The 25105-nt window shown below is 71.8% G+C and carries 16 protein-coding genes; 13 read left to right on the plus strand and 3 right to left on the minus strand.

All coding sequences use genetic code 11. The features are described 5' to 3' along the window. Positions 1 to 11: 11 nt before the first annotated feature. From ACIA8R_RS50530 to ACIA8R_RS50540, 3 genes are all read right to left on the minus strand, one after another. Complete coding sequence (locus ACIA8R_RS50530) at positions 12 to 917, minus strand: ABC transporter permease (RefSeq protein WP_397045183.1); 906 nt, start codon at positions 915 to 917, stop codon at positions 12 to 14. Then, on the minus strand, positions 914 to 1876 hold the full coding sequence (locus tag ACIA8R_RS50535; RefSeq protein WP_364099548.1) for an ABC transporter permease: 963 nt from the start codon (positions 1874 to 1876) through the stop codon (positions 914 to 916). Before ACIA8R_RS50535 ends, ACIA8R_RS50530 begins: the two co-directional genes overlap by 4 nt. A gap of 67 nt (positions 1877 to 1943) precedes the next feature. Continuing rightward, complete coding sequence (locus ACIA8R_RS50540; RefSeq protein WP_364099551.1) at positions 1944 to 3755, minus strand: peptide ABC transporter substrate-binding protein; 1812 nt, start codon at positions 3753 to 3755, stop codon at positions 1944 to 1946. A 220-nt stretch (positions 3756 to 3975) separates the two neighbouring features. On the opposite strand from ACIA8R_RS50540, the gene ACIA8R_RS50545 reads away from it, so the two are divergent. The 13 genes from ACIA8R_RS50545 (at position 3976) to ACIA8R_RS50605 (ending at position 25061) form a co-directional block, all read left to right on the plus strand. After that, a complete protein-coding gene (locus tag ACIA8R_RS50545) occupies positions 3976 to 5124 on the plus strand; it encodes an ROK family transcriptional regulator (RefSeq protein WP_357706838.1) in 1149 nt (382 codons plus the stop codon). Positions 5125 to 5141: 17 nt separating this feature from the next. Then, positions 5142 to 6608 (plus strand): M81 family metallopeptidase, encoded by a 1467-nt coding sequence (locus ACIA8R_RS50550; protein ID WP_364099554.1) that lies wholly within the window; start codon positions 5142 to 5144, stop codon positions 6606 to 6608. Positions 6609 to 6822: 214 nt separating this feature from the next. Then, a complete protein-coding gene (locus tag ACIA8R_RS50555; protein WP_397045187.1) occupies positions 6823 to 8616 on the plus strand; it encodes a serine protease in 1794 nt (597 codons plus the stop codon). 133 nt (positions 8617 to 8749) lie between these two features. Continuing rightward, a complete protein-coding gene (locus tag ACIA8R_RS50560; protein ID WP_364099560.1) occupies positions 8750 to 9139 on the plus strand; it encodes a VOC family protein in 390 nt (129 codons plus the stop codon). A gap of 212 nt (positions 9140 to 9351) precedes the next feature. Next, positions 9352 to 9558: a cold-shock protein gene (locus tag ACIA8R_RS50565; protein WP_055509312.1), complete on the plus strand. Its 207-nt coding sequence runs from the start codon at positions 9352 to 9354 to the stop codon at positions 9556 to 9558. 153 nt (positions 9559 to 9711) lie between these two features. Beyond that, positions 9712 to 11526, plus strand: coding sequence for an asparagine synthase (glutamine-hydrolyzing) (asnB, locus tag ACIA8R_RS50570; RefSeq protein WP_397045189.1), 1815 nt, complete (start codon positions 9712 to 9714; stop codon positions 11524 to 11526). A gap of 16 nt (positions 11527 to 11542) precedes the next feature. Next, a complete protein-coding gene (locus tag ACIA8R_RS50575; protein WP_357706845.1) occupies positions 11543 to 12433 on the plus strand; it encodes an SseB family protein in 891 nt (296 codons plus the stop codon). Further along, positions 12430 to 12837: a hypothetical protein gene (locus ACIA8R_RS50580; RefSeq protein ID WP_364099570.1), complete on the plus strand. Its 408-nt coding sequence runs from the start codon at positions 12430 to 12432 to the stop codon at positions 12835 to 12837. The genes ACIA8R_RS50575 and ACIA8R_RS50580 overlap by 4 nt, the downstream gene beginning before the upstream one ends. Before the next feature lie 91 nt (positions 12838 to 12928). After that, complete coding sequence (locus ACIA8R_RS50585; RefSeq protein ID WP_357706847.1) at positions 12929 to 13324, plus strand: YbaB/EbfC family nucleoid-associated protein; 396 nt, start codon at positions 12929 to 12931, stop codon at positions 13322 to 13324. Continuing rightward, on the plus strand, positions 13321 to 13656 hold the full coding sequence (locus tag ACIA8R_RS50590) for a hypothetical protein (protein ID WP_364099573.1): 336 nt from the start codon (positions 13321 to 13323) through the stop codon (positions 13654 to 13656). Before ACIA8R_RS50585 ends, ACIA8R_RS50590 begins: the two co-directional genes overlap by 4 nt. A 3-nt stretch (positions 13657 to 13659) precedes the next feature. After that, on the plus strand, positions 13660 to 23946 hold the full coding sequence (locus ACIA8R_RS50595) for a hypothetical protein (protein ID WP_397045192.1): 10287 nt from the start codon (positions 13660 to 13662) through the stop codon (positions 23944 to 23946). Between the two features lie 46 nt (positions 23947 to 23992). Next, complete coding sequence (locus ACIA8R_RS50600) at positions 23993 to 24517, plus strand: hypothetical protein (protein ID WP_357706851.1); 525 nt, start codon at positions 23993 to 23995, stop codon at positions 24515 to 24517. Then, complete coding sequence (locus ACIA8R_RS50605; RefSeq protein WP_397045194.1) at positions 24510 to 25061, plus strand: hypothetical protein; 552 nt, start codon at positions 24510 to 24512, stop codon at positions 25059 to 25061. Before ACIA8R_RS50600 ends, ACIA8R_RS50605 begins: the two co-directional genes overlap by 8 nt. Positions 25062 to 25105 lie beyond the last annotated feature (44 nt).

Genomic DNA, 25105 nt, shown 5'->3' on the forward strand with positions numbered 1-25105 from the left:
TTCCGTTCCTCCTAGCGCCGCCGGAGGCGGACCTCGAAGACGTCCCTCAGCCCGTCGCCGATGAAGTTGAAGGCGAGGACGATGAGGATGATGGCGATCCCGGGCGGGTACAGCAGCCACCAGTAGCCGCTGTAGGTGTTGGCGAGGCCGTCGGAGAGCATCCCGCCCCAGTTCGCCGCGGGTGGCGGCACGCCGAGGCCGAGGAAGGACAGGTAGGCGACGTACAGGATGGCGTCGGCGACCTGGAAGGTGGCGTTGACGATCACGGTCCCGATGGCGTTGGGGATGATGTGCCGCCGTACGGCCCTGCCGCCGGTGCCGCCCATCGACCGCATGGCCTGGACGTACTCGCGCGAGCGCAGGGTCAGCGCCTCGCCGCGGACCAGCCGGGCCGGGCCCAGCCAGGCGAAGGCGCCGATGATGAGGATGAGCATCGGCACGGTCGGCGTGACGATGGTCGCCATCAGCATGAACAGGAACAGCGAGGGGATCGACATCATCGCGTCGACGACCCGCATCATGGCCGCGTCCACCCAGCCGCTGGTGAAGCCGGCGATGGCGCCCCAGATCGTGCCGACGACCGTGGCCAGCACGCCGGCGGCCAGCCCGACCACGATGGACGTCTGCCCGCCGAGCAGCAGGCGGCCGAGCTGGTCGTAGCCGACGCCGTCGGTGCCCAGCGGGTGCCCGGGGGTGCCGGGGGCCAGGTAGACCGAGGCGAGGTCGGTGTGCACCTGGTCGGTCCGATAGAACAGCGGCCCGAGGAAGCACAGGGCACCCAGCACGACGAAGATGACCAGGCCCACCAGGGCGAGGCGGTTCTCGGCGAAGACGGTCAGCGCCTGGCGCCACTGGCCGCGTACGGGTGCCTCGTCGGCGGGGACCGGCGTGCCGGCCGCCTCGGCGGGTGCGGTCATGAGCGGGCCGCCGTCCTGAGCCGTACGCGGGGGTCCACGGCGGCGTACAGCAGGTCGGCGAGCAAAGCGCCGAGCACGGTCGCGACCGCGATGATCAAGGTGACGCCGAACAGGATCGGGAAGTCCCGCTTCAGCGCCGCCTGCCAGAAGAGCTGGCCCATGCCCGGGTAGTTGAACAGGGCCTCGACGACCAGGGCGCCGCTGAACAGCGCGGGCAGGTACATCCCGAGCAGCGTGATGACCGGGAACAGGCCGTTGCGCAGCGTGTGCCGGGCGACGACGCGCGCCTCCGACAGGCCCTTGCTGCGGGCGGTGCGCACGTAGTTCTCGTTGAGGTTGTCGACCATCGAGGAGCGCACGTACCGCGAGTAGACGGCGACGGTCACGATGGCGAGCGTGATGGTGGGCAGGACGAGCCCGGCCGGATCGGCGAGCACCTCGCCCAGGGTGAACCCCTGCGAGGCCTCCGGCGGCAGGATCGGCCACACCTGGGAGAAGAGAATGATCATCATGAGACCCATGAAGAAGATCGGCGTGGCGTAGGCCAGCAGCGACAGGGTGGTGATCGTGTAGTCGGGCCACCTGTTGCGCCGCATCGCCTGGACGACGCCGAGCGGGATGGCGACGACGACGGCCAGCATCGTCGAGAACAGCGACAGCACCATGGTCTTGGGCAGCCGCTGGCCGATGGCCTCGGCCACCGACTGGTTGAGCTGGAAGGAGTAGCCGAGGTCGCCGCGCAGGAGGCGGCCGATGAACATGACGTACTGCTGGATCCAGGGGCGGTCGTAGCCCATCTCGTGGTCGAACGCCGCGAGCTGCGCCAGCGTCGCGTCCTTGCCCAGGGTGGCCCGCGCCGCGCCGCCCGGCAGGAGATGCAGGATGACGAACGTGATCATCGTGACCAGCACGACGATGATCAGGGCCTGGCCCAAGCGGGTGATCAGATACCGGGCCACGCGTGGACCCTCCTTGCTCCGGGGACCCCGGCGGCCCCCGCACGGGCCGCCGGAGTGGGGGACTGTCTCAGCTCTTCCAGGACCAGTCCTGGAAGAACATGTTGTTCATCGGGTCCTGCGTCACGCCCTGGAGCCCGGAACGGTACGCCGAGATCTGGTAGACGGGGTTCGGCATCCACAACACCGGCAGGTCCTGGGCCAGACGGTCGTTGTACGCCTTCAGCGTCGCCTCGTCGTCGGAGAACTGGGTGGCCTCGATGAGCTTGTCGGACTCGGCGTCGCTGTAGCTGCCCAGGTTGACCGGGGCGCCGGTGGCGAACAGCCGCTCGCCGCTGGGGAAGGCCGGGTAGTACCAGCTGCCCTGCGAGCCGAAGTACGACATGTCCCACGAGCACTCGGAGTCGGAGGACTTGCAGGCCGGGGTGACCGCGACCGAGTCCGGCACCTCCTTGATGGTGAGCTGGATGCCCAGCTTGGCCATCTGCGACTTGATCTCGGCGAACATCTTGGTCGTCGCGGAGAAGCCGGTCTGGCTGGTGACGGTGAAGGCCAGCTTCGCACCGGACTCGATGCCCTCACCGCACTGGTCGGCGCCGGCGCCCGGCTTCTGGCAGGTCGTCTGGCCGTCGGGGGTCACCTGCCAGCCGTGGCTCTCCAGGAGCTGCTTGGCCTTGGCCGGGTCGAAGGAGTAGGCGCAGCCTTCGCTGGACCCGTTCGTGCCGGGCTTGGCCGGGACGGGACCGCAGGTCGGGGCTGCCATGCCGGACCAGATGGCCTTGCTGATGGTCGGCTGGTCGATGAGCGACTGCAGGGCCTGGCGCAGGTAGAGCTGCTTGAACAGGGGGCCCGAGGCGGGGTTGTTGAAGTTCAGCTGGAGGTAGGTGATGGACCAGCCGTACCAGGGGGCGATCTGGTAGCCCTTCGACTCCAGGTACTTCTGCTGCGACAGGTTGGCCGGCGGCACGTAGCCGTAGTCGATCTGACCGGCGCGCAGCACGTTGAACTCGGAGTCGTCGCTGGTGAAGGGGCGCAGCGTCACCGACTTGAGCTTCGGCTTGTCGGAGCCGGAGTAGTTCGGGCGCGCGGTGAGGACGACCTCGCCGTTCGGCACGTACTTCTCCAGCTTCCACGGGCCGCTGTTGACCTGCCACAGCTCGTTGGTCGCGTACGTCTTGGGGTCCTTCGACGCGGCGGTGAGGAAGTCGAAGACCTTCCTGGCGCCCTCGGGCGTGGTGTCGAGGTCGCTCACCTTGCCCGTCGCCGAGTCCTTGTCCCAGACGTGCTGGGGCAGCGGCACGATGCGGTTGAGCTGGTTGCCGACGAACCACCCGGTGTTGTACGTCTTCGTGGTCGTCAGGGAGAAGGTCTTGTCGTCCTTCACCTTGAACTCGGCGATGTTGTCCGGGAAGCCGCCTTCGCGGTAGGACGCCCACTTGTCCTTGTTCGCGGTGACGAGGTTCCACCAGAACTGGATGTCACGGGTGGTGACGGGCTTGCCGTCGGACCACGTGTTGTCCTTCAGGGTGATCGTCAGCGTCTTGCCGCCGTCGCTCACCTCGGGCGGTCCGGCCATCGAGCGCTCGGGGTCGATGTTGTACTTCGCCGAACCGTCCAGCAGGTACTCGTACACGTGACGGTACTGGGCGGAGCCGAAGATGACGTTCTCGCCCTGGGTGAAGCCGGGCGCCGAAATCGGCAGGATCCAGTTCGGGGTCCTGAGGGCGACGGTCACGCCGTCCTTGGTCTGGCCCCCGCTCTGGGCGCCCTTCTGCGCGCCGCCGGCGGACCCGCTGCACGCGGTCAGCGCCAGCCCGATGGCCAGCACGCCCGTCAGGGCGCCGGTGCCGCGGAGCCCGCGCCGGTGGAATCTGCTCCCCATGGGATCTCCTCGGTTGACGTCGCACGGCGCCCTGCGCTTTCCGGAGGGCCTGGTGCGTTCAATGCGGAGAATGTATAGATGGTCCCGTATGAAGTCAACGGAAGTAACACACTTTGTTCGCTTACTTCTTTCAGGTTAGAGTCGAAGTCGCCGGTGCCTCATGATGGGGCTCTGTTGCGACGACGGGCCTGCCGGGAGACCGGCCTGAAGAAGGAGCGGCATGCCGGAGCCATCGAGTCCCGCCAACCTGCGTGAGCAGGCGCTCGACCTCTTGGCCAGCGGTGCGGCGACATCGCGCGCCGACCTGGTCGAGACTCTCCAGGTGGCTCCGTCCACGGTCTCCAGCGTGGTCCGGCGGCTGCTGGAGGAGGGCGCCATCCTGGAGGAGGGCGTGGGCCGCTCCACCGGCGGGCGGCGGCCGCGCATCCTGCGCCTGCGCGACGTCCAGGGCGCGTTCGCGGTGTCCGAGCTGGGCGCCCAGCACGCGCGCGTCGGGCTGTGCTCGCCCGACGGCCGGCTGCTGGCCGTACGGGAGATCGCCACCGACATAGCGGACGGGCCCGGCCAGGTCTTCGACGCCATCGGGCAGGCGTACGAGCAGCTCAGCACGGCCAAGGCCCCCGGTCAGCCGCTGCTCGGCATCGGCGTCGCGCTGCCCGGCCCGGTCGAGTACCCGCACGGCCGGCTGATCGGCCCGGCCCGGATGCCCGGCTGGAGCGGCTTCGACGCCCAGACCCACCTCAGGGAGCGCTTCGGCGTGCCCGCGGTCGTCGACAACGACGCCAAGGCCGCCGCCATCGGCGAGTACGTCGGCCGGGGCCGCGACCCCGGGGACATGATCTACGTCAAGGCCGGCACCGGCATCGGCGGCTGCCTGGTCAGCGGCGGCCAGATCTACCGCGGCGGCCGCGGCCTCAGCGGCGACGTCACGCACGTCCGGGTGGCCGACAGCGGCGAGCGCGAGTGCTCCTGCGGCAGCCGCGGCTGCCTGGAGACGGTGGCCAGCGGCGCCGCCCTGGTCCGCCAGCTCCAGGACCGGGGCCTGCGGGTCAGCACGCCGCGCGACGTCATCGCCGCCACGGTCGACGCCGAGCCGTCCGTCGTGACCCTGGTCCGCCACGCCGGCGGCCTGCTCGGGGTCGCCCTGTCCGGCCTGGTGAACTTCCTCAACCCCGACGCCGTCGTCATCGGCGGCGCCCTGTCCAGCCTCGACGTCTACGTGGCCGCCGCCCGGAGCATGCTCTACAAGCGCTGCCTGCCGTCCATGACCCAGTCACTCTCCATCGAGGCCAGCGCCGCCGGCCCGGACGCGGCCCTGATCGGCCTCGGGCATCTCGTGCGCGCCTCGGCCGACGTCCGTCCCTCCTAGGCAAGGAATCCCCGCCCGTGTCCCGTCCCCTCCGCGTCGCCGTCGGCGGCGTGCACATCGAGTCCAGCACCTTCTCCCCGCACCTGAGCACCGCCGCCGACTTCGAGGTCACCCGCGGTGACGCCCTGCTCGCGCGGTACGGCTGGCTCGCCGAGCCGTGGGCGGCCGACGTCGAGTGGATCCCGCTCGTCCACGCCCGCGCCCTGCCCGGCGGGGCCGTGGCCAGGGAGACGTACGACGCCTGGGCCGCGGAGATCGCCGCCGGGCTGGCCTCGGCCGGCCCGGTGGACGGCGTCCTGCTCGACATCCACGGCGCGATGAGCGTGGTCGGGCTGGAGGACGCCGAGGGCGACCTGATCACGGTGGTCCGTTCGGTGACCGGCGGGGGGCCGTTCGTCTCGGCGGCCATGGACCTGCACGGCAACGTCTCCCACCGCTTCTTCGACGGCTGCGACCTGCTCACCTGCTACCGCACCGCCCCGCACGTGGACGTCTGGGAGACCCGCGAGCGCGCGGCGCGCAACCTGGTGGAGGCTCTGCGCCGCGGGCAGCGTCCGCACAAGGCCCTCGTGCACGTGCCGATCCTGCTGCCCGGCGAGATGACCAGCACACGCGTCGAGCCCGCCAAGGGCCTCTACGCCCGCGTCCCCGAGATCGAGGCCAGGGACGGCGTCATCGACGCGGCCATCTGGATCGGCTTCGCCTGGGCCGACGAGCCCCGCTGCCGCGGCGCGGTCGTCGCCACCGGCACCGACGCCGCCGCCACCGCCGAGGCCGCCCGCGAGCTGGGCGAGCACTTCTGGGCGGCGCGCGACGCGTTCACCTTCGTCGCGCCCACCGGTTCCATGGACGAATGCCTCGACCAGGCGCTGACCGCGGTCAAGGACCCGGCCCGGCGCCCGTTCTTCATCAGCGACTCGGGCGACAACCCGGGCGCGGGCGGCGCCGACGACGTCACCTTCGCCCTTGAACGCATGCTGGCCCGTCCCGAGATCGCCGGCGGCTCGGTCCGCGCGGTCTACGCCTCGCTGGTCGATCCCGAGGCCGTGGCCCAGGTCGCCGGCCTCGCGCCCGGCTCGCCGGTCGCCCTGCGCGTCGGCGGCCGGATCGACGCCCGCGAGCCGGGGCCGCTGCCGATCGAAGGCGTGCTGGAGGCGGTCGCCGACGACCCCGACGGCGGGCTGTGCGTCAGCGTGCGGGTGGGCGGTTTGAGCGTGTTCGTCACCTCGCGCCGCATGCAGTACCGCGAGCTGGCCTCCTACGCCCGCCTGGGCGTCTCGGTGGACGACGTGGACCTGGTGACGGTCAAGATCGGCTACCTTGAGCCCGAGCTGTTCGACGCGGCGGGCGACTGGCTGCTGGCCCTGACGCCCGGTGGTGTCGACCAGGACCTGCAACGCCTGCCGTACGAGCGGCTGGCCCGGCCGGTCTTCCCCCTCGACCGCGACTTCGACGCCGACCTCACCGTGATCACCGCACGTTAGCCCCCCGACGGACGCGCCCCCGCCGCCTGGACAGAAGGGCGGCGGGTGGGGGGCGGGGGCTGAGCCTGGTGAGGGCTTGCACCCGGTGGCCCGGCAAGGGCTTCGGACCTGGGCCTGGTGGGGGCTTGGAGGGGGCTCCCAGTCGGCTCCAAGCCAGGAACAAGAGGGCTAACTCATCATTCCGCCTGTGAGCGGATATTTCAGGAAAAGGCTGATGAGGGTCGCCGCGGGTGCGGCGGTCGTCGCGGCGGTCATGCTGCCGGCGCTGCCCGCGGCCGCCGACGACTCCCCCGACGAGCGGCCCGACGTCCCGGTCGGCACCTGGCTGGCGGCGCGTACGCAGCCCGCGGTGCAGCTGACCAGCTTCACCTACACGGCGACGGTGTCCGTCCCGTCCAACACGATCAACGAGGCGGCCTACAACCAGATCGTCCAGGAAGCCGTCGCCGCCGTGCAGTCCGGCAAGATCTCCTCGGACGAGCGCAGCATCGGCAAGTGGGTCTTCCAGCAGATCGCGGCCAACGTGGACACCTACGTGTCCGCGACCACCCCGATGCGTACGGTCGAGGCCGAGGTCGGCGGCATGTGCACCGGCTGGTGGGTCACCCCCGACGGGTACATGGTCACCGGGGCGCACTGCGTCCAGATCGGCGACACCGAGCTCAGCCAGCTCTTCGCGCAGCAGGCGCTGGCCAAGTTCAACAAGAAGGACGCCAAGGAGATCATCAGCGGCCTGGGCGACCTCAAGAACGACGAGGAGATCGTCAAGCTCGCCCAGCAGATCTACGTCACGTTCAACTCGACCCACATGCAACTCGGCAACCTCAAGCAGAGCCTGTCGGTCATGCAGAGCCTGCCGGGCGGCGGCGTGGACAAGACGGCCAAGGCGGTCCCGGCCGAGCTGGTGTCGGTGGGCGAGAGCTACCCCGGCAAGGACTTCGCGCTGCTCAAGGTGAACGGCCAGCAGAACCTGCCGACCGTGCCGCTCGGCGACGACGCCGACGTCCGCACCGGTGACACCCTCTACATCAGCGGCTTCCCCGGCCTGGTCACCAACACGCCGTTCTTCAGCCTGGAGTCGAAGCTGGAGCCGGCCCTGACCGAGGGCCCGTACAACGCCAAGCGCACCACGCAGACCGGCGTGCCGTACATCCAGACGCAGGCGCCGTCCTACCACGGCAACTCCGGCGGCCCGGTGTTCAGCAAGGACGGCAAGGTCGTCGGCATGCTGATCGCGGGCACGGTCAGCGAGGGCGGCGAGGCGTCGGAGAGCGAGAGCTTCGTCCTGCCGGTGGGCATCATCAAGGAGAAGCTCGGCGAGAAGAACGTCAAGCCCGCCCAGGCCGTCACGACGACCCGGTACAACGAGGCGCTCAACGACTTCTTCCGGCGCTACTACTCCGCCGCGCTGCCGAAGTTCCGCGAGGTCCAGGCGCTGTTCCCGAACCACCCGTACGTGGCCAAGTACATCAGCGACTCCCAGCAGGCGATCTCCGCGGGCAAGGACGAGACGCCCAAGCCGATCCTGATGTGGGTGCTGATCGGCGGCGGCGTGCTGCTCCTCCTCGTGCTCGTCGCGGTCCTGGTCAAGGTGCTGCGCGGGCGGCGGCGGTCCCAGCCGGCCGTCATCTCGCCCCAGCCCGGGTACGGCGCGGTGCCGCCGCCCCCGTGGCAGCAGCTTCCCGCGGCCCAGGCCCAGCTCTCGCCGCCGGTCCAGCCGATGTACCCGGCCCAGGGCCAGTACGGCCACAACGGCTCCGACGGCCACGGCGGGTACGGCCCCGGCGGGTACGCCGCGGGCGGTCACGCCGCGAGCCCGCACGGATCGGCGCCGGACGACCGGTTCCAGCAGCCCCCTCACCAGCAGGCCGGCGGCGACCAGACCAGGTCCGTCCGCTACGGCCAGTTCGCCCCGCCCTCGGACCCCAGGTCCGGGCAGGTCGCGGACCTGGAACGGCAGATCGCCGACCTCCAGCGCCGGCTCGGCGACCAGCCCCCGAACTCCTGACGGGCCCGCGTGAGCCAGGTCCCGCCAGACACGTCAGGATGCGCGGCCCCGGAACCCCATGACGGGTTCCGGGGCCGCGACATGCGCCCGTCCGATCCGGCCCGCCACGCCCCCCGCGGCCTACGATGACCTCGTGGACGTGCTGAGCAGCCGCGTGCTCCTGCGGCCGAGCGACCCCGGACGCACCCGCCGCTTCTACGCCGAGACCCTCGGCCTGGCGGTCTACCGCGAGTTCGGCCCCGACGACGATCCGGGCGTGGTCTTCTTCCTCGGCCAGGGCTTCCTTGAGGTCGCCGGGCGTTCCGACGGCCCCGCGACCGGCGGCACGCTGTCGATCTGGTTGCAGGTGCGCGACGTCGGGCGCGAGGAGGAGCGCCTGCGGCAGGCGGGCGTCACGGTGCTGCGCGAGCCACGGCTGGAGCCGTGGGGCCTGGTCGAGATGTGGATCGCCGACCCCGACGGCCATCGCATCGTCCTGGTGGAGGTGCCGCCCGGCCATCCGCTGCGCCGCGACCCGCGGTGAAGGCCCCCGCATTTGCGTCATGCGCGATGGGTGTGCTAGCGTTAGCCGCGTTGCAGTTGTGGTACCCATAAAAGACTTTGTGCGCACCTGAAAGGGCTGGATCTTCAGGTGCGTTTTTGTTTTCCGGTCATCTCCGGGATGGGCTCAACGCGGCGACACGGGGGTCCGCGCGGTGCGGATTCCGTCTCTGCACATTCTGAAGGAGATCCGATATGGCAACCGGTACCGTGAAGTGGTTCAACTCCGAAAAGGGCTTCGGCTTCATCGCCCAGGACGGCGGCGGCGCCGACGTCTTCGCCCACTACTCCAACATCGTCTCCAACGGTGGCTACCGTGAGCTGACCGAGGGCCAGAAGGTGGCCTTCGACGTCGTGCAGGGCCAGAAGGGCCCGCAGGCCGAGAACATCGTTCCCGCCTGACCCACGCAGCCCGCGTCTGGGCCCGCACCTCTCCGGGGTGCGGGCCCAGACCGCTTTCAGGGGCATTTATCGGGTATGGACCGAGCAGCTCCGTACGGTTATGTTGCGAGGGCGTCAGGCAAGTTGTCAGACTTCGTCTGAGAGGACCCTCGTATGTGCGGCATCGCCGGATGGGTGGACTTCGACCGCGACCTGACCAGCGAACGGGCCACCGCCCTCGCCATGACCGAGACCATGAGTTGCCGGGGCCCCGACGACCAGGGCCTCCATCTCGAACCCCACGCCGCGCTCGGCAACCGCCGGCTCGCCGTCATCGACGTCGAGGGCGGCCACATGCCGATCGAGGCCGAGGGCCTGGCCGTCATCACCTACAGCGGCGAGGTCTACAACTTCCGGGAGCTGCGCGAGGAGCTGGCCGCCAAGGGCCACCGCTTCCGCACCAGGAGCGACACCGAGGTCGTGCTGCGCGGCTACCTGGAATGGGGAGAGGGCGTCGCCGACCGGATCAACGGCATGTACGCCTTCGCCGTCTGGGACGAGCGCGAGCAGGAGCTCGTCCTGATCCGCGACCGCATGGGCATCAAGCCCCTCTTCTACTACCCGCTGCCCAACGGCGTGCTGTTCGGCTCCGAGCCCAAGGCGATCCTGGCCAACCCGCTGGCGCCGCCCGTGGTGAACCTCGACGGCCTGCGGCAGTTGCTCAGCCTGGCCGGCCTCCGGCAGCGATCGGTCTACCAGGGCCTGTTCGAGCTGCCGCCCGGCCATCTGCTGCGCGTGGGCAGGCAGGGCGCGCGGCTGCGCCGCTACTGGTCGCTGGAGGGCCACGAGCACACCGACGACCTGGACACGACCGTCCGCACGGTGCGCGAGCTGCTCGACGACATCATCGGCCGGCAACTGATCTCCGACGTGCCGATCTGCACGCTGCTCTCCGGCGGCCTCGACTCCAGCGTCGTCACCGCGCTGGCCAGGACGCACGGCCCGATCCGCTCCTTCGCCGTCGACTACGCCGGTTACGCCGAGCACTTCCGGCCCGACGAGTTCCGCGGCGATCCCGACCGGCCGTTCGTGCGGATGCTGGCCGAGCACGTCGGTTCCGAGCACACCGACATCGTCCTCGGGCCGGCGGAGCTGGCCGATCCGAAGCTGCGGGCCTCGGTCGTACGGGCCTGGGACGCGCCGAGCTTCATGGGCGACATGAACTCCTCCCTCTACATGCTGTTCCGGGCCATCCGCGAGCATTCGACCGTGGCGCTGTCGGGCGAGTCCGCCGACGAGATCTTCGGCGGGTACGCCTGGTTCCACCTGCCGCAGACGGTCGAGGCCGACACCTTCCCGTGGATGGCGATGGCGATGCGCGAGCAGCAGCCGTCCGACATGCTCGACAAGTCGCTGATCCGGCAGCTCGACCTGGACGCCTACACGGCCGACGCCTACCGTACGGCGCTGGCCGAGGTGCCCCACGTACCCGGTCAGGACGCCCGCGAGCGGCGCATGCGCGAGATCTGCTACCTGCACCTGACCCGCTTCCTGCCCTTCCTGCTCGACCGCAAGGACCGGATGAGCATGGCCGTCGGGCTGGAGGTGCGCGTGCCGTTCTGCGACCACCGGCTGGTCGACTACGTGTTCAACACGCCCTGGTCGATGAAGACGTTCGACGGCAGGGAGAAGAGCCTGCTGCGGGCGGCCGGGGCCGACCTGCTGCCCGAGCCGATCCTGCGCCGGGTCAAGGCGCCGTACCCGGTGACCCAGGACGTGGGCTACGAGCAGGCGCTCCGCGCGGCGCTGCGCGAGCTGGCCGCCGACAAGGACGCTCCGGTGCTGCGGCTCCTCGACCCCGACGCCGTCCGGGAGGCCGCCTCGGCGCCGCCCGAGAAGGTGACGACCACGATGAGCAGGTACAGCCTGGAGCTGGCGCTCGACCTGAACGTCTGGCTGACCGCCTATGGCGTGCGCCTGGAGTTGTAGCGGGCAGACTGGGCGGATGACGTCCAGTGATCATTTGCCGGCCACGCCGTTCGAGGAACAGCTGTGGGCGGCCCGCCAGGACGGGCAGGACGCCCTGTGCCTGGGCCTGCTCCGCGACGCCGACCTGGCGTTGCCGATCACCGCCGCCGCGGCGGCCGGTACCGAGCCGCCCGCCTGGGCGACGGCCACGGACTCCGGCCGCACCTGGGTGGTGGCCTTCACCTCGGTCGAGGCGATGATCACCGCGACCGGCGGCGCCGCCACGCACTGCCGGGTCGTCTCGCCCGCCGAGCTGGCGGCCGGCTGGCCCGACCCGCGATGGGGGCTGGCGGTCAATCCGGGGCTGGGGGCGGCATTCCTGCTGGAGCCGGGGACGCTGGCCAGGCTGGCGGTGCCCACGCTCGTCCAGGACCTGCTGCTCGCGCCCGACTCGGGGGTGCCGGTGGTGCAGAAGCTGCTGTCCCCGTCCGACATCGGGGACCTCCTGGCGACGGGCGAGCCGCGCGTCTCCGGCTACTGCCACCACGCCCTCGACGTCTCCCACATCGCCACGCCCGCCGTGCTGGCCGACGCCCTGAAGCAGCCGGAGATGCTGACCGAGAGCGGCTCGCTGAACATCCTGCGCTGGCGTCCCGTCGGCCTCGACCTCTACCGCACCCCGTACGGCGGGCGCGACGAGGAGGGCCGGGTCGCGGTGGCCGGCTGGGTGGTCGAGGAGCCGCCGTTCGTGGGCATGGGCCTGGTGCCCAATGTCGACCAGGTCATCCGCGAGTACAAGGTGTACGGCGTCGGCCTGCCGCACGGCTCGGAGATCTGGGAGCTCACCGTCCAGGGCGCCGAGCACCGGCGCGCGCTGTACCACGGTGACCTGCGGCGATGGCTGCTGATCGGCAGGGGGGAACGATGACCTGGCACTTCTACCGCGCCCACTGGCAGGGCGCCGACTACGTGGCCAGCCCGGAGCCGCACGCCCTGGAGCTGTGGGTACGCCTGCGCACCACCGGCCCGGCCGACGGTTTCGAGGAGGTCGAGCCGGGCTGCCACGTCCGCACGGTGCCGGTGACCGAGTGCGCGTCCCTTCAGTTCGTGACCACGGAGTGCATCTGGCGGGACGAGCGGTTCCAGGTCCACGACGAGCGCGACGGCCTTCTCCTGCTCGAATACCTGGGCGGCTCCGCGCCCGCGGCGCTCGCACTGGGGCTGGAGCGCGTCGAGCGGGGCGTGTACCGGGCGTGGGTCCCGCGAGCGGAGATCGCCGAACTACGGGAAGAAGTTGTGGCGATAAGTCCGCCGAACGACCATTTTTCGTGATTGGCTCTTGTCTCCTGTTGTTCATGTGACGGAAACTGGCCTGAAAGGTCGGTGTGGCGTAAGAGTCACGCGGCATGGGGCCGGGGGTGTCATGGATTCTCCTGACGTGGCGGGGATGCGGGCGTACGGCGACGAGCTGCGCGACATGTTCCGCCAGATCCAGGACGTGGGCATGGAGCTGCACGAGCAGGCCAAGGCCGTCCAGGTGACCGAGACCTCCCGGGACGGCCTGGTCTCGGTGACCGTCGGCGCACGCGGCGAGCTGGTACGGCTCGACCTCGACCCGCGCATCTACCGGCGCCCCGACGCCCGCCACCTGGCCGACACCATCGCCGAGACCGCCCGGCTGGCCACCGAGCGCGCCCAGGAGCGCATCACCGAGATCTTCGAGCCGGTGATCCCGCGCGAGGACTTCCAGGCGCATCTGAGCGGCGACCTCGAAACCGTCCTGACCCGGCTCGCCGACCGCATGGGAGGCGGCCGATGAAGCCCTGGGACGGCACCCAGATCATCAAGCCCGTCGTGGACTCCGGCATCTCCCAGTGGACCACCATGGCCGAGGACTGGGAGAAGGAGTCCAAGCGGCTGGTCGCCGCGGTCGTCGAGGCGCTGGCCGCCGCTCCCTGGGGCGGCGGCACCGAGGGCGAGTCGTTCAAGTCCTCCCACTTCCGCGACGACGGCCCCAACCGCATGCTCAACCAGTACGTCGACCTCTCCAAGCAGATCAACGACGCGTGCGGCAGGCTCCGCGCGAGCATCGACAACACCCTCGGCACGGACGCCGACATCGAGCAAGAGCTCAAGGCGCGAGAGGTCTGACGCGTGTCGCACAGCGCCACCGGCCCCCAGGGGCCGACTTCTGCGGGTTCGTCGGGCCAGGCCACCGTCCAGCCCCCGGTCCGCATCGACCGGGACGTGGAGCCGGTGTGGGAGACCGAGGCGCTGCCCGACTGGGTGGTCAACTGGCTGCTCCCGATGTTGTCGGCTGGTCAGAAGTGGCCGGACGCGAGCGAGAGCGGCATGTCCAAGCTCGCGCACACCTACCACGCGCTGGCCGCCGGGGCGATCGCCACCGCGCCGCGCGCCGGCTCGGCCGTGCGCACCGTGGCGACCGGCTGGTCCTCGCCCGCCAGCGCCGACTTCGTCACCCGCGCCAAGTTCCTGTACGGCCAGGAGGCCGGCATGGCGGGCGCGGCCAGGGTGTCACAGTCCCTCCAGATGCAGTCGGACAACTTCGCGGTCGAGACCCAGTACTCCAAGCTGTCCGTCAACGTGGCCTTCTGGGTCACGGTCGTCGCCATCGCCATCGCGCTCATCGTCGCCTTCTTCTCCGCCGGCACCTCCGCGGCGATCATCGGCCCGTACGCGGCCGCGGGCCGCGCGGCGATCAGCCGCATCCTCGTCAGGCTCGCCATGATCGGCGCCAGGGAGCTGGGCGCCGGCAAGCTGGCCCGGGTGACCACGCTCAGCGGCGCCACCGGCCGCGGTCTGATCGCCAGGCTGCTCGGCTCCTCGATCGGCCGCGAGCTGATCGAGGAGATCGGCGAGGAGTTCTTCATCGACGCCGCCGCCCAGTACCAGCAGATCAAGATGGGCACAAGGAAGGACTGGGACTGGAAGAAGTCCCAGGCGGCGATCATCGGCGCGGGCGGCGGCGCGCTCTTCGGCACCGCGCTGTCCGGGCCCATCTCCAAGGTCACCCGGCACATGCCGGGCTTCCCCGGCCGCGCGATGACCACCGGCCTGACCAACACGATCGCCTCCCCGGCCGGCAGCTTCCTCGCCAACGGCCTGGTGTACGGCCAGTGGAACAACCCGTTCTCGGTCGACTCCCTCATGGGCGGCTTCATGGGCGGCGTCGGGCGTACCGGGTCGATCAGCCCGTTCAACCCCGAGGTGTACACCGCGCTGGGCAACCCGGTCAGCACCCTGGCCTCCGCCTACGACACCGCCGCCCGTTCCGACGCCGCCCGCGCCGGAGGCGGCGACCCCAGCACGGGGGGCGGGAACCCGCCGGTCGGCAGCCCGGCCCCCACGGGTGGCGGCGGGCCCGTCGTCCCCGCCTCGGCGCAGGCGCCCGCGCCGAACCAGGGCGACGACGTCAGGCGCGGCACGCCGTCCACGTCTCCCCCCGACTCGGACGCGAACCCGCGCCGCGGCTCCTCCTCGCGGGACGGCCGGACGGACACCGACCGCGAACCCCGTGCCGACGCCGACCAGAACGTCGACGAGGACACCGACGAGAACACCGACGACGACAAGCAGCAGCGGCGGCCGAAGAGCGACCCCGCGCCCGCTCCCCAGTCCACCACCGCCCCGGCCTCCCCCCAGGCCCAGGACGGCTCGCAGGACACCCGCCAGACCCGCGACACCCAGCCGGACGACCAGACCCAGCAGAACGACCAGCAGAACCCCCGGCAGGACGCCGAGCAGGACACGCAGCAGAACCCCCAGCAGGACGCCCAACAGAACGACCAGCAGGACGCTCAGCCGGACAACCAACAGGACAACCAGCAGGACGGTCGTCAGGAGCCGATCGCTCAGCAGGGCGCTCAGCAGGGCGACCAGCAGGGAACGACCACCGCCCAGGACACGAACACCCCCGCCACGACGTCGGCCGCCGCCCCCGACGCCACCTCGCCCGTGCCCGTCACCGGCCCCGTCCGGGCCCGTACCGCGCTGATGGACTCGCTCACCCTGGACTTCCCCGGCGCGGTCGTCGGCCCCACCGGCGACCTCCTCATCCCCTCCCCCGACGGCACCGTACGGGTGATCCGCGCCGCCACCATGAAACGCGTGCGCGCCGCCCTGGACACCCGCGCCGACGAGGTCACCGACGCCGACGAGCTGCGCGCGGAGGCCACCGCGATGGTGCTGCTGGCCCAGGAGGGCGGCGAGACCCTGCAACCGGCCACGAGCAAGCCGGGCACGGTCACGTCCAGGCCGGTCCCGGGCACCCGGCACGTCCCCGACGCCCGGCCGGACACCCCGTTGGAGCCCGGCGACGTCCGCACGGGAGCCGACGCGGTGCGGCCGTCCCACTTCCTCAACCAGGACGTGGAGGAGATCACCTGGTCGGCCGAGGGCACGCTCGTCGTCCGCACCAGGAACAACGGCACCCACCACTTCCGCCCGGTCATCGGCGGGCTGACCGAAGGGCTCATGGGCGAGACCGAGCTCTCGACCGGTGAGGACGCCGCGCACGCCCACGTCGTGCACTTCGCCCCCGGCATGAACCCCAGCCAGGTGTCCCGGGTCTGGCTGCACGAGATCACCGACACCCTGCAGAAGATGCAGGAGGACAACGGCGGCAAGCGGCGGGGCTTCCTGCGCCGCAGGAAGGCGACCAGCGAGCCCACGCAGGACATGTGCGCCCAGGCCCAGCTCAACGAGCTGGCGTTCATGGCCGAGCAGTGGCACGCGGCGCAGACGCCGCAGGAGCAGCGACTCCTCGCCCTCGACATCGACGGCGTGTCCCGCCAGCTCATCGAGCGCGGCCACACCCCGCCGCTGCCGCCCTGGGCCCCCAAGCCGGGGACCCGGCCCACGTACGCGCCGCAGTTACCGCAGGGCCGTCCGTCCCAGGAGGAGCTGCCGGCCGTCATCGACGCGCTGCAGCGGGCCGAGCGGGCGCTCAAGGAGCAGGTCGACGCGAAGCGGAAGACCGCCCAGGAGGCCCAGCAAGCGGCACGCGACGCCAACAAGAAGATGCGGAAGGCGCAGCGGCAGCACGACCAGGGCCGCCAGGCGCGGGCGACCGCGGCGCGGAAGGAGGCGCTCCAGCAGCGGGCCACCCGCAGGCGGCACAACAGGATCGCCGACGCGTACGAGGCCGCGCTGCGCGAGGCGACGCGGACCCGGCAGACCTACCAGCAGCTGCTCACGGCGATGAACGAGATCCAGAACCCGAGCGCGCCCAACGGGCCGGTCAGCATGCGGTCCGTCGCCGAGCGGCTGGCCGCCCAGGTCCTTGAGCAGCACGCCGCCTACCTGAAGGCGCTGGCCGCCGCGTTGCCCCAGGAGATCAGCCTGGCCGCGGCCCAGCCGACGGGCCGGCTGGCCCATCTGTCGGCCCTCACCACCGCCGTCAACGACCTGCTGGCCGACAACGGCGTCAATCACCAGTTCTCCGCCGACCAGCTCGAACGGGCGATCCGGGCCGACTTCCACAAGGCCGTCTCCCCCGACGGCCTCGTGCTGACCGTGGGGCACCACGGCAAGGCGGCCGAGGTGCGGATCAAGCTGACGCTCGCCGACCTGGTCGAGGTGCTCGACCCCGCCATCAAGGGGTCGGAGATGATGGTGGGCCTGTTCTACCAGGCCGCCCGTACGGCCTCGATCAGCCAGGCGGGCAGCGGCGGCGTGTCGGTGGGCTTCGACACCAGCGTCCTGGCGCAGTTCCTGCCGGAGGACCACGTCGCCAGGACGGTGAGCGAGCTGCTGGGCGTCGGCCTCGGCGCCTCGCTCGGCCGCAACTGGTCCACCAGCGGCGGGGCCGGCATGTACGCCCAGGGCGGCTCGGTCACCGACAACCGCAGCGAGTCGCTGCTGTTCGACGCCGCCGCCACCTGGACGGCCGAGATCCGCACCGGCCAGGACGCGAGGTGGCAGGGCACGGTCACGGTCGACTCCGGCGCCCCGGGCGACTCGTCGAGCCAGCGGCTGTGGTTCTCGCACCCCGCCACCGACCAGCCGGCGCGCGTGCTGGACTGGATCGACAGGGCCAAGCGGGGCAAGACGATGCCCAACGTCGTCGTCCAGAGCATGACCGACCTGGAAGGCGCCCTCGACGCGCTCGCGGAGGAGCTCGGCGGCGACTACGCCGAGGTCGGCACCGTGCCTCGCGACCAGCTGCGCTCGTTCGTCACCCAGGAGCTGCCCCACCGCCTGCGGACGTCGGTCAACGAGGGGCTGGAGCGCGTCTTCACCAAGAACGGCGAACCGCACGTCCGGGTGCGGGCCGAGAGCCGTGTCGTGGTGGAGACCGCCCAGCCGATCGGCGGCGCGTCCTCCGAGGAGTGGGAGGAGGAGGTGCTCGTCGACTTCGTCCAGACGCCGGGGGGCGCCTCGTCGGGCTCCTCGCTCGACGGCAGCGCCTCGGCCGGGTTCAAGGCCCCCGGGCTGCAGGCCGTGGACCTCGGTCCGTACCAGCCTGCGATCGGCCCCAAGGCCAACGGGGGGAGGGGGGCGTCGCGGTCGTACTCGGCCACGGCCAACAAGCAGGCGATCCACCCCAGCGTGCACCGTAAGTCCCACCCCAAGCAGAGCTACCGGCTCACGGTGGTGACCACGTTCACGGTGGAGGTGATCGGCAAGCCCCCGGTCACCCTGCCATCGGTGCGCAGCACGGCGCTGGTGGACATGCGGGAGTCGGCCGCCTACCGGTACGGCCTGCCCGTGGACAGCGCCGCGCTGGTCCGCAAGGACGGCCGGCCGGTCACCGACGCCAACGGCGACCAGGTCCTGCGCGGCGACCCGCACCCCGGCCCGCCGCCCGGCCGCAAGCCGGAGCTGCCCGCATGGCTCGGCGACGGTCCCGGGCAGATGCGCGGCGCGGGCCCGGCGCTGGTGCAGGAGATCGAGGGGCTGGCGGAGTTCCGGCAGAAGGTGTTGGACGAGCTCGCCGAGCGCGGGCTCATCCCGAAGACCGTGAATGGCGTGCCGGAGTACTCCTCCAACAGGCTCGCCCGCGCCAGCCAGATCCTCAACCGCCAGGAGGTCCTGGAGCAGTTGTCGGAGCAACGCATCCGCGCCGCCTACGACTCCCTGGCCCAGGACGGCATCGTGCTGGACCTGACGCTGCAAGGGCTCAACTCCGCCCCCGAGCACTACATGCTGCGCGTGTCGCTGAAGCAGGACTTCAACGACATGACCTACGTCGGTCACACCGACACCCAGACGGTCGTCAACCTCGACATCGGCTCCGACACCTCCGCCCGCGGCATCGGCAGGTCCAGGACGTACAGCGGCGGCGCCGGGGTCAGCGAGAGCGACGGCCCGGACAAGGGGCAGGACGGCCTCACGAACGAGGTCGGCGTCAAGGGCGGCGGCAACCGCACCCGTACGGCGGGCTCCAGCGCCGGCGGCACGACCAACGTCGTGACCCTCCAGGAGAGCAACAGCACGGTCGCGATCTTCAAGCTGGGCCACCAGATGACCGCCGACCTGCTGCACAGGGGCACGACGACGACGATCGCGACCAGCGACGGATCGGCCCAGCTCGTCTTCGCCGCCGACATGCTCCCCTCGACCAAGCCCACGCCGCCCGCGCCGATCGGGCGGATGTCCCAGAAGCTCAGGGCCAAGGCGCGGCTGCTGCACGTGGACATGGGCCGCCCCCTGGACGCGGCCCGCCAGGTGCTGCCACGCGGCATGACCGCCGACTCCGTGGCCTTCCAGCACCTCATGGCGTTCCTGAACGTGCGCAACCTGGTCGCCCACCCCAAGCTGCTGAACAGGCCGCTGACCACGGATGTCGCGATCCGGCCGAACGGGCCCACGCGCTCGTCGCTGTCGGTGTCCGGCGAGGTCGGCGAGACCGAGGTGCTGGGGGTCGTCGACCAGGTCACGGGCAACATCCTGTTCGGGCTCGGCAGCGCCGGCATCTCGTGGGGCGGCTCGTCCGGGCTGTCGGCCGGCATGTCGACGTCCGTCGGCGACCTCGACGACGGCGGCACGACCGGCGACAGCGGCTCGCTCTCGTTGCCGTCCCGGTCCGGCGGCACGTCCGAGTCCACCTCGATCCTCGACATCTGGGGCAGCGAGGAGCTGACGATCGAGTTCGGCCGCCAGTACATCCTGCGCAGCACGGTCGACCTCACCCTCACCGGTTCCGAGAGCGCCGAGCACGGGGTCCCGACCGGCGAGCAGATCCCCGTCAGCGGCTCGAAGACGACGACCACGTCCGGCACCGCGCTGTTCACGGTCTCGGAGTACGACGCGCTGCTGATGTACGCGGAAGGCGACCTCGACCTGCCGGCCCACCTGGTCGGCGACGCGGTCGAACGGTTCCTCAACGGCAGCCTGACCCTCGACCGCAGCCTCGCGGTCCCGCTGGTCCAGCGCTACGTCCTGGACATGGCCCAGTCGGGGACGACCAACGAGTACACCGAGCGGCACACCCCGGAGGCCCTGCTGGCCAAGCTCAAGGAGGTGACCGGGCTCACCGCCCCTGACAGCGGCAGCCCGCAGCAGAAGCTCGACCAGACCCTGGACAAGGCCGCCGAACAGCTCGAACGCTCCAGGGACGTGGTGCTCGCGCCGTCGTACGACCGGTCGGTGGGCGCGAGCTCGACCGAGTCGCTGACGCTGACCGACGAGAACGGCGACCCGGTCGACGTGATGGACGCCGTCCGGAAGGCCGTGCAGGACGCCGTGCCGGGGGCGCTGGACGAGAGCCCCACCCTCGGCGAGGAGTTGAACGTCGACTTCTCCGAGGACGCCGCGCTGATCCACGTCACCGACATGTGGTCCTCGCGCGGCTTCGAGCGCAGCTACCACGTCCAGCAGGGCGCGCAGGTCACGCAGGCCGAGGAGGTGACGGTCCGGGTACGCCTCGAACCCGTCGGCGACTCGCGCAGGGCCACGATGCTCAGCCAGACGTCGCAGTCCGGACTGATCGTCCAGCACTACCGGTACACCGACCTGTCGCATTCGGAGTCGTACAACGGGTCCTACTCGGCGGGCTTCGACCAGGGCGCCAGCGACCCGACCGGCGGCCAGGGAGCCGGCCTCTCCACCGACCGGGGCCGCGGCTATTCGGGCTCCACCAACCACCAGAACACCAGGTTGCAGCGGATCGGCCTGTTCAACGGGCTGACCCGGGTGCAGCAGGAGATGCGGCTCGTCATCGAGGTCGAGCGCAGGCCCGTACGGGGCGGCAAGGTCTCCGGCGCCGCCAAGCGCGTGGCGGACGTGCTCCAGGGCAAGCGGCGCGCCGCGCCGCCGGTCGTCTACAACGCCACGGTGGTGCGGCGCATCCCGACCGGCATGACCAGGCCCGCCGCCGAGGACCCGGGGCCGGTCGTCATGACCACCGACCCCCGGCAGGCCGAGCTGCATCCCGGCTTCTTCCCGGCGGCGTTGTGGGAGAGCCCGGCCAAGCCGAGCCTGTACGAGGTCGTCACCACCCAGCTCACCAAGATGATCGGCGCGGCGGCGGTCGAGGAACGGCGTCCCGAGCTGATCAGGCGGCTGGCGCCGTCGGCGCTGCTGACCGCCTTCGAGCGGATGACCGGGCCCTCGGGTGAGCCGGTCGTCCGGGTGTCCAGGCAGAAGTTCAAGGACCAGGGCGTGAATGTCACCGTCCACGCCCGCACGTCCGACCTGACCATCGTGGCCGGCCCGTACGACGCGGAGAAGGGTCAGGTCGACCGGCAGGCCGACGCCCAGAACGTGAACGTCTCCCGCGGGCGGACGACCCCGGTGGGCTGGGGCGCCAACGGGTCGGACAGCTCGACCGGGGTGAACGGCGGCGTCCGGGGCGGGGAGCAGACGTCCGAGGGCGTCGGCGACCACCACGGGGCACGCCGCGAACGCAGCATGTTCGAGAAGGGCAAGGCCTACACCGTACGTCTCCGGGTGGACTACGACCTTGAGTTCCAGTACATGGCGCGGCTGCGCGACGGCAACGAGCGGCCGGTCGGCGAGGCCGTCCACCTGCCCTCCGCCTCGACCGGCGAGGTGGACGTGATCATGTTCGGCGAGGAGATCGAGGAGCTGCGCGAGCGCATGGCGGCGGGCGTACGGATCGCGCCGCCGCGTCCCGGCGGCCCGCCGCCCGCGACGTTCAATTTCGTGCCCACGTCCGAGCGGCAGAACCCGATCCAGACCCTCCAGGAGGCCCGCGTGGCCGCCCGCGACCGCGGCGAGGTGGCCCGGGTGGCGGTCTGGGAGACGGACGGCCTCCACCGCTACCGCGTCATGCCCGACGGCTCGCTGTACAGCGAGACGCTGGACGGCGGCTTCGCCGAGGCGTTCGCGGGCCTCGCGCCCGACCTCCTGGACGCGGCCCGCGGCGCCGGCCTGAACCTGCGCGACGTCTTCATGAACCCGAGCACGGACGGCACCTTCACCGAGCAGGTCGAGGCCGCGCTCGACGCCGTCGGCGCCCTTCCCGCGCCCGCCGCCCCGGCCGCCTGGCCCGCCGCCGCCCCCGACACGCACGCGAACCCGGTCGGCGGCAGCGTGTCGCAGGGCGTGACGCCCGCCGCCGGGATGCCGTCCCCGGCGATCGAGGACAGCCCGTTCAGCAGGTCGGCCCGCCCCGAAGGGGTTCCCGACCTGACCCTGGACGAGCTGCGCGACCAGCCCGTCTCGGCCGTCGACCTCGGCGGCACCGCCGCCCACGTCGGCTGGACCGGGGACGACGTCCTGACCGTCCAGTTGCCGGGCGTGCCCGACCAGCACGTCCGCGTGGTGGTCGCGGACCCGGGCGACGGCCTGAACGCGCTCACCGAGCCGCGCGCGGGCACGGCCGAGGACCCGCACCTGCTGCGGATCTGGGGACGCGTGCATCCGGACCTGGTGTCGTCGATCCTGGTCCACGACCTCTCGCACGTCGCCCAGACGGCGACCGCGGCGGCGGCCGGCATGCCGCAGGGCGTGCTCAGGACGTCCCCGACGGGCGAGCACACCGAGGGCACCGACCTCTGCCTGCTCCCCCGCCTGGACGAGCACGCCCACCTGTCCGACAAGTGGCACGCCACCACCGACCCGGCCCGCCGGGAGCGCCTGGCGGCGGCCATCGACGCCCTCGCCGACGACATCCGCCGGCGCGGCCACACGCCGCCGCCCCCGCCGTGGGGCACCGGGCCCCGCGCACCGGCCGCCCCCGAGCCACAGAGCCGGATCGCCCGCCTGCTCAACGGCGATTCGGCCACCGGCCTGGACACCTCGCCGCCCGGCCTCGGCAAACTGGCCGAGATCGCCGGCGTCCCCGCCATCACGCCCGGGGGCGTCCCTGCGAACGCCACGGCGCCGCAGATGGGACCGGTGGACACGTTCACGGTGACCACCCCCGAGGGTGAGTTCACGCTGACTCTGGCCGAGGCCGCTCCCGGCACGGCCGGGGTGACCGTCGAGTCGAGCGCTCCCGGCCACCTGACGCTGCGGGTGCCCGCCGACGACGGCCCCAGGGCCACGACCGCCGTCGCCGAGCAGGTCGCGGCCCACGCCGCCACGCTCGCGGGCGACACCGCCGCCGGCCGGTCGCCGGACACCGGCCAGGCCCGGCCGGCGGCCCCCGGGCGGCCCGGCCCGATCGAGGCGGCGGCGCTGGCGCGGCTGCGCGGGCTGGCGCGGGCGGTCGCCGAGGCGGGCCCGGTCCGCTCGCGCACCGAACGGGCGGCGCTCCAGGAGGAGGCCAGACGGCTGGGCCTGGCGAACGGCCAGCAGAGTGCGTCGTCCAAGCTGGTGGAGCTGTCGCGCGCGGGCTATCTCACCCCCGCCCAGGTCACGGCTATCCGCGGCCACGCGACGCTCCCCGCGACGGCCGCCGCCGGAGCCGTCGGACGGGCCGCCGCCCTCATGGGCGCCCGCGTGCACACCCACGGGCCCGGCCTGCTCGACATCGTGCTGCCGGGCCGCGCGCCCATCGCCGTCGAGATCCGGCAGCCGGGAACGGGCGCGAACGACCCGGGCGTGCTCACCTACGAGGTGGACCCGGCCCGCACGGTCGGCGCGAACGAGCGGGCCGCCGCCGCGACGGCCGCCGCCGCGGTGGCCAACGCGCTGGGCCTGCCGCCCGCCGACGGCCAGGAGCTGGCCGAGCTGAACGAGGCCCTGCGCCAGGCCCGTACGGCCAACCCCAGGCAGCGCCCCGGACGCCTGGGCGTGCTGTACGACCTGGTCACCGAGGCCCGCCCGGAGATCCTGCGGATGTTCCCCCCGCAGGTGGCCACCGAGCTGGCCACCCTGGCGGACGGCCGCCGTCCCCGCGACTGGCCGGCGATCATCGAAAAGCTCCGCGTGATGGCGGACGGGACCGGCTGGGACGTGCCCGACGCCAAGTGCGGGTGCCCGCCCGACGGCCCGTGCACGTGCGGCCGCCGCCTGGACGAGGCCCCGCCGGTGACGCTGGAGCCCGACCCGCAGGCGATGGCGGTGTGACGGACGGGACGTCGGGCATCATGGGAACCCCGAGGAGAGGACGACTATGGCTTTCGCGGTGGCGCGGACGAGGGACGAGGCGCATCTCTACCTCGACCTCAACCCCTGCGCCTGCGGGTCCACCGACACGACCTGGCGCAACGGGCTGATCGACGTCGAGGGCGAGCTGGCCAACCGCTACTTCGGCCCGTGCGAGCAGTGCGGCACGCCGCGCGAGTTCGTGTTCGGGCTGCCGGAGACCCCCGTGATGCCCGCCGGGTTCCCGACGTTCGGCGGCCCGGAGCCGTCGGAGCTGCTCGACGCGGGCGAGTGGTTGTGGGTGGCCGACCTGACGGCGAGCGACGTGCCGGTGTCCGACCGGGCCGAGGCCCTGCGCACGCTCAGGATCGCCGCCGCGGCGGTGGAGGAGGTCGTCAAGTTCGTGCCGGCGGGCGCGGACTCGGTGCCCGACCAGGGGTTCTGGTCCGAGCGCGGGCAGGGGGTGCGGGCGGCCGAGCCGGGCAGGTTCCAGCTCGACCGGCTGCTGGTCGTCCGCGACACCTACCAGACGCTGGCGGGCGAGTATGCCTGAGCAGGGTCTGGGCCGCTCGCTCGTCGAGGCGTACGTCTACATCGACCTGGTGGCCCACTCCGGCCTGCCGGGCGCCTCCCGGAACGCCACGGTCGCCCAGGACCCGGAGAACCTGCGGGTGCGGCTCGACGACGTGGAGGTCGTGGTCCCGGTCGAGGCCGAGCGCGCGGCCAGGGAGACCGGCGCGACGTTCGGCACCGGCCTGTCCGAGCTGCTCGACCCCGGCCAGTGGGTGCTGATCGCCACCACGTACGCCAGCCGGGCCCTGGAGGAGGGCCTGTTCTACGCCGTCGGCCCGGCCTCCCCCGAGCGGTACGACTCGGTGGCGACCGGTTGGCTCTTCGCCGCCGACGCCGTGGCCGAGGCGCTGAAGTTCTTCCCGCCGGAGGCCGCCGAGCTGCCGCCCGACGACTTCTGGAGCGACCTGGGCAGGACCGTGCGCGAGACCGAGCCGGAGCGCCTGACCAGGGAGAAACTGGAGGACGACCTGGCCTTCTACCGCAAGAGCCTCGACGACTTCGAGGGCCTGCACACAAGGCCCTGACCGCCAGAGTGCGCCCGCAGGAGGGTAAGGCTCTCATTACTGAT

This window comes from Nonomuraea sp. NPDC051191 (assembly GCF_044455665.1).
Taxonomy (GTDB): domain Bacteria; phylum Actinomycetota; class Actinomycetes; order Streptosporangiales; family Streptosporangiaceae; genus Nonomuraea.

Coding starts and splice junctions, on each gene's coding strand:
- ACIA8R_RS50565 (WP_055509312.1), top strand. CDS start 9,352: ATGGCAACCGGTACCGTGAAGTGGTTCAACTCCGAAAAGGGCTTCGGC.
- ACIA8R_RS50555 (WP_397045187.1), top strand. CDS start 6,823: ATGAGGGTCGCCGCGGGTGCGGCGGTCGTCGCGGCGGTCATGCTGCCG.
- asnB (WP_397045189.1), top strand. CDS start 9,712: ATGTGCGGCATCGCCGGATGGGTGGACTTCGACCGCGACCTGACCAGC.
- ACIA8R_RS50580 (WP_364099570.1), top strand. CDS start 12,430: ATGACCTGGCACTTCTACCGCGCCCACTGGCAGGGCGCCGACTACGTG.
- ACIA8R_RS50530 (WP_397045183.1), bottom strand. CDS start 917: ATGACCGCACCCGCCGAGGCGGCCGGCACGCCGGTCCCCGCCGACGAG.
- ACIA8R_RS50600 (WP_357706851.1), top strand. CDS start 23,993: ATGGCTTTCGCGGTGGCGCGGACGAGGGACGAGGCGCATCTCTACCTC.
- ACIA8R_RS50575 (WP_357706845.1), top strand. CDS start 11,543: ATGACGTCCAGTGATCATTTGCCGGCCACGCCGTTCGAGGAACAGCTG.
- ACIA8R_RS50540 (WP_364099551.1), bottom strand. CDS start 3,755: ATGGGGAGCAGATTCCACCGGCGCGGGCTCCGCGGCACCGGCGCCCTG.
- ACIA8R_RS50590 (WP_364099573.1), top strand. CDS start 13,321: ATGAAGCCCTGGGACGGCACCCAGATCATCAAGCCCGTCGTGGACTCC.
- ACIA8R_RS50605 (WP_397045194.1), top strand. CDS start 24,510: ATGCCTGAGCAGGGTCTGGGCCGCTCGCTCGTCGAGGCGTACGTCTAC.
- ACIA8R_RS50585 (WP_357706847.1), top strand. CDS start 12,929: ATGGATTCTCCTGACGTGGCGGGGATGCGGGCGTACGGCGACGAGCTG.
- ACIA8R_RS50545 (WP_357706838.1), top strand. CDS start 3,976: ATGCCGGAGCCATCGAGTCCCGCCAACCTGCGTGAGCAGGCGCTCGAC.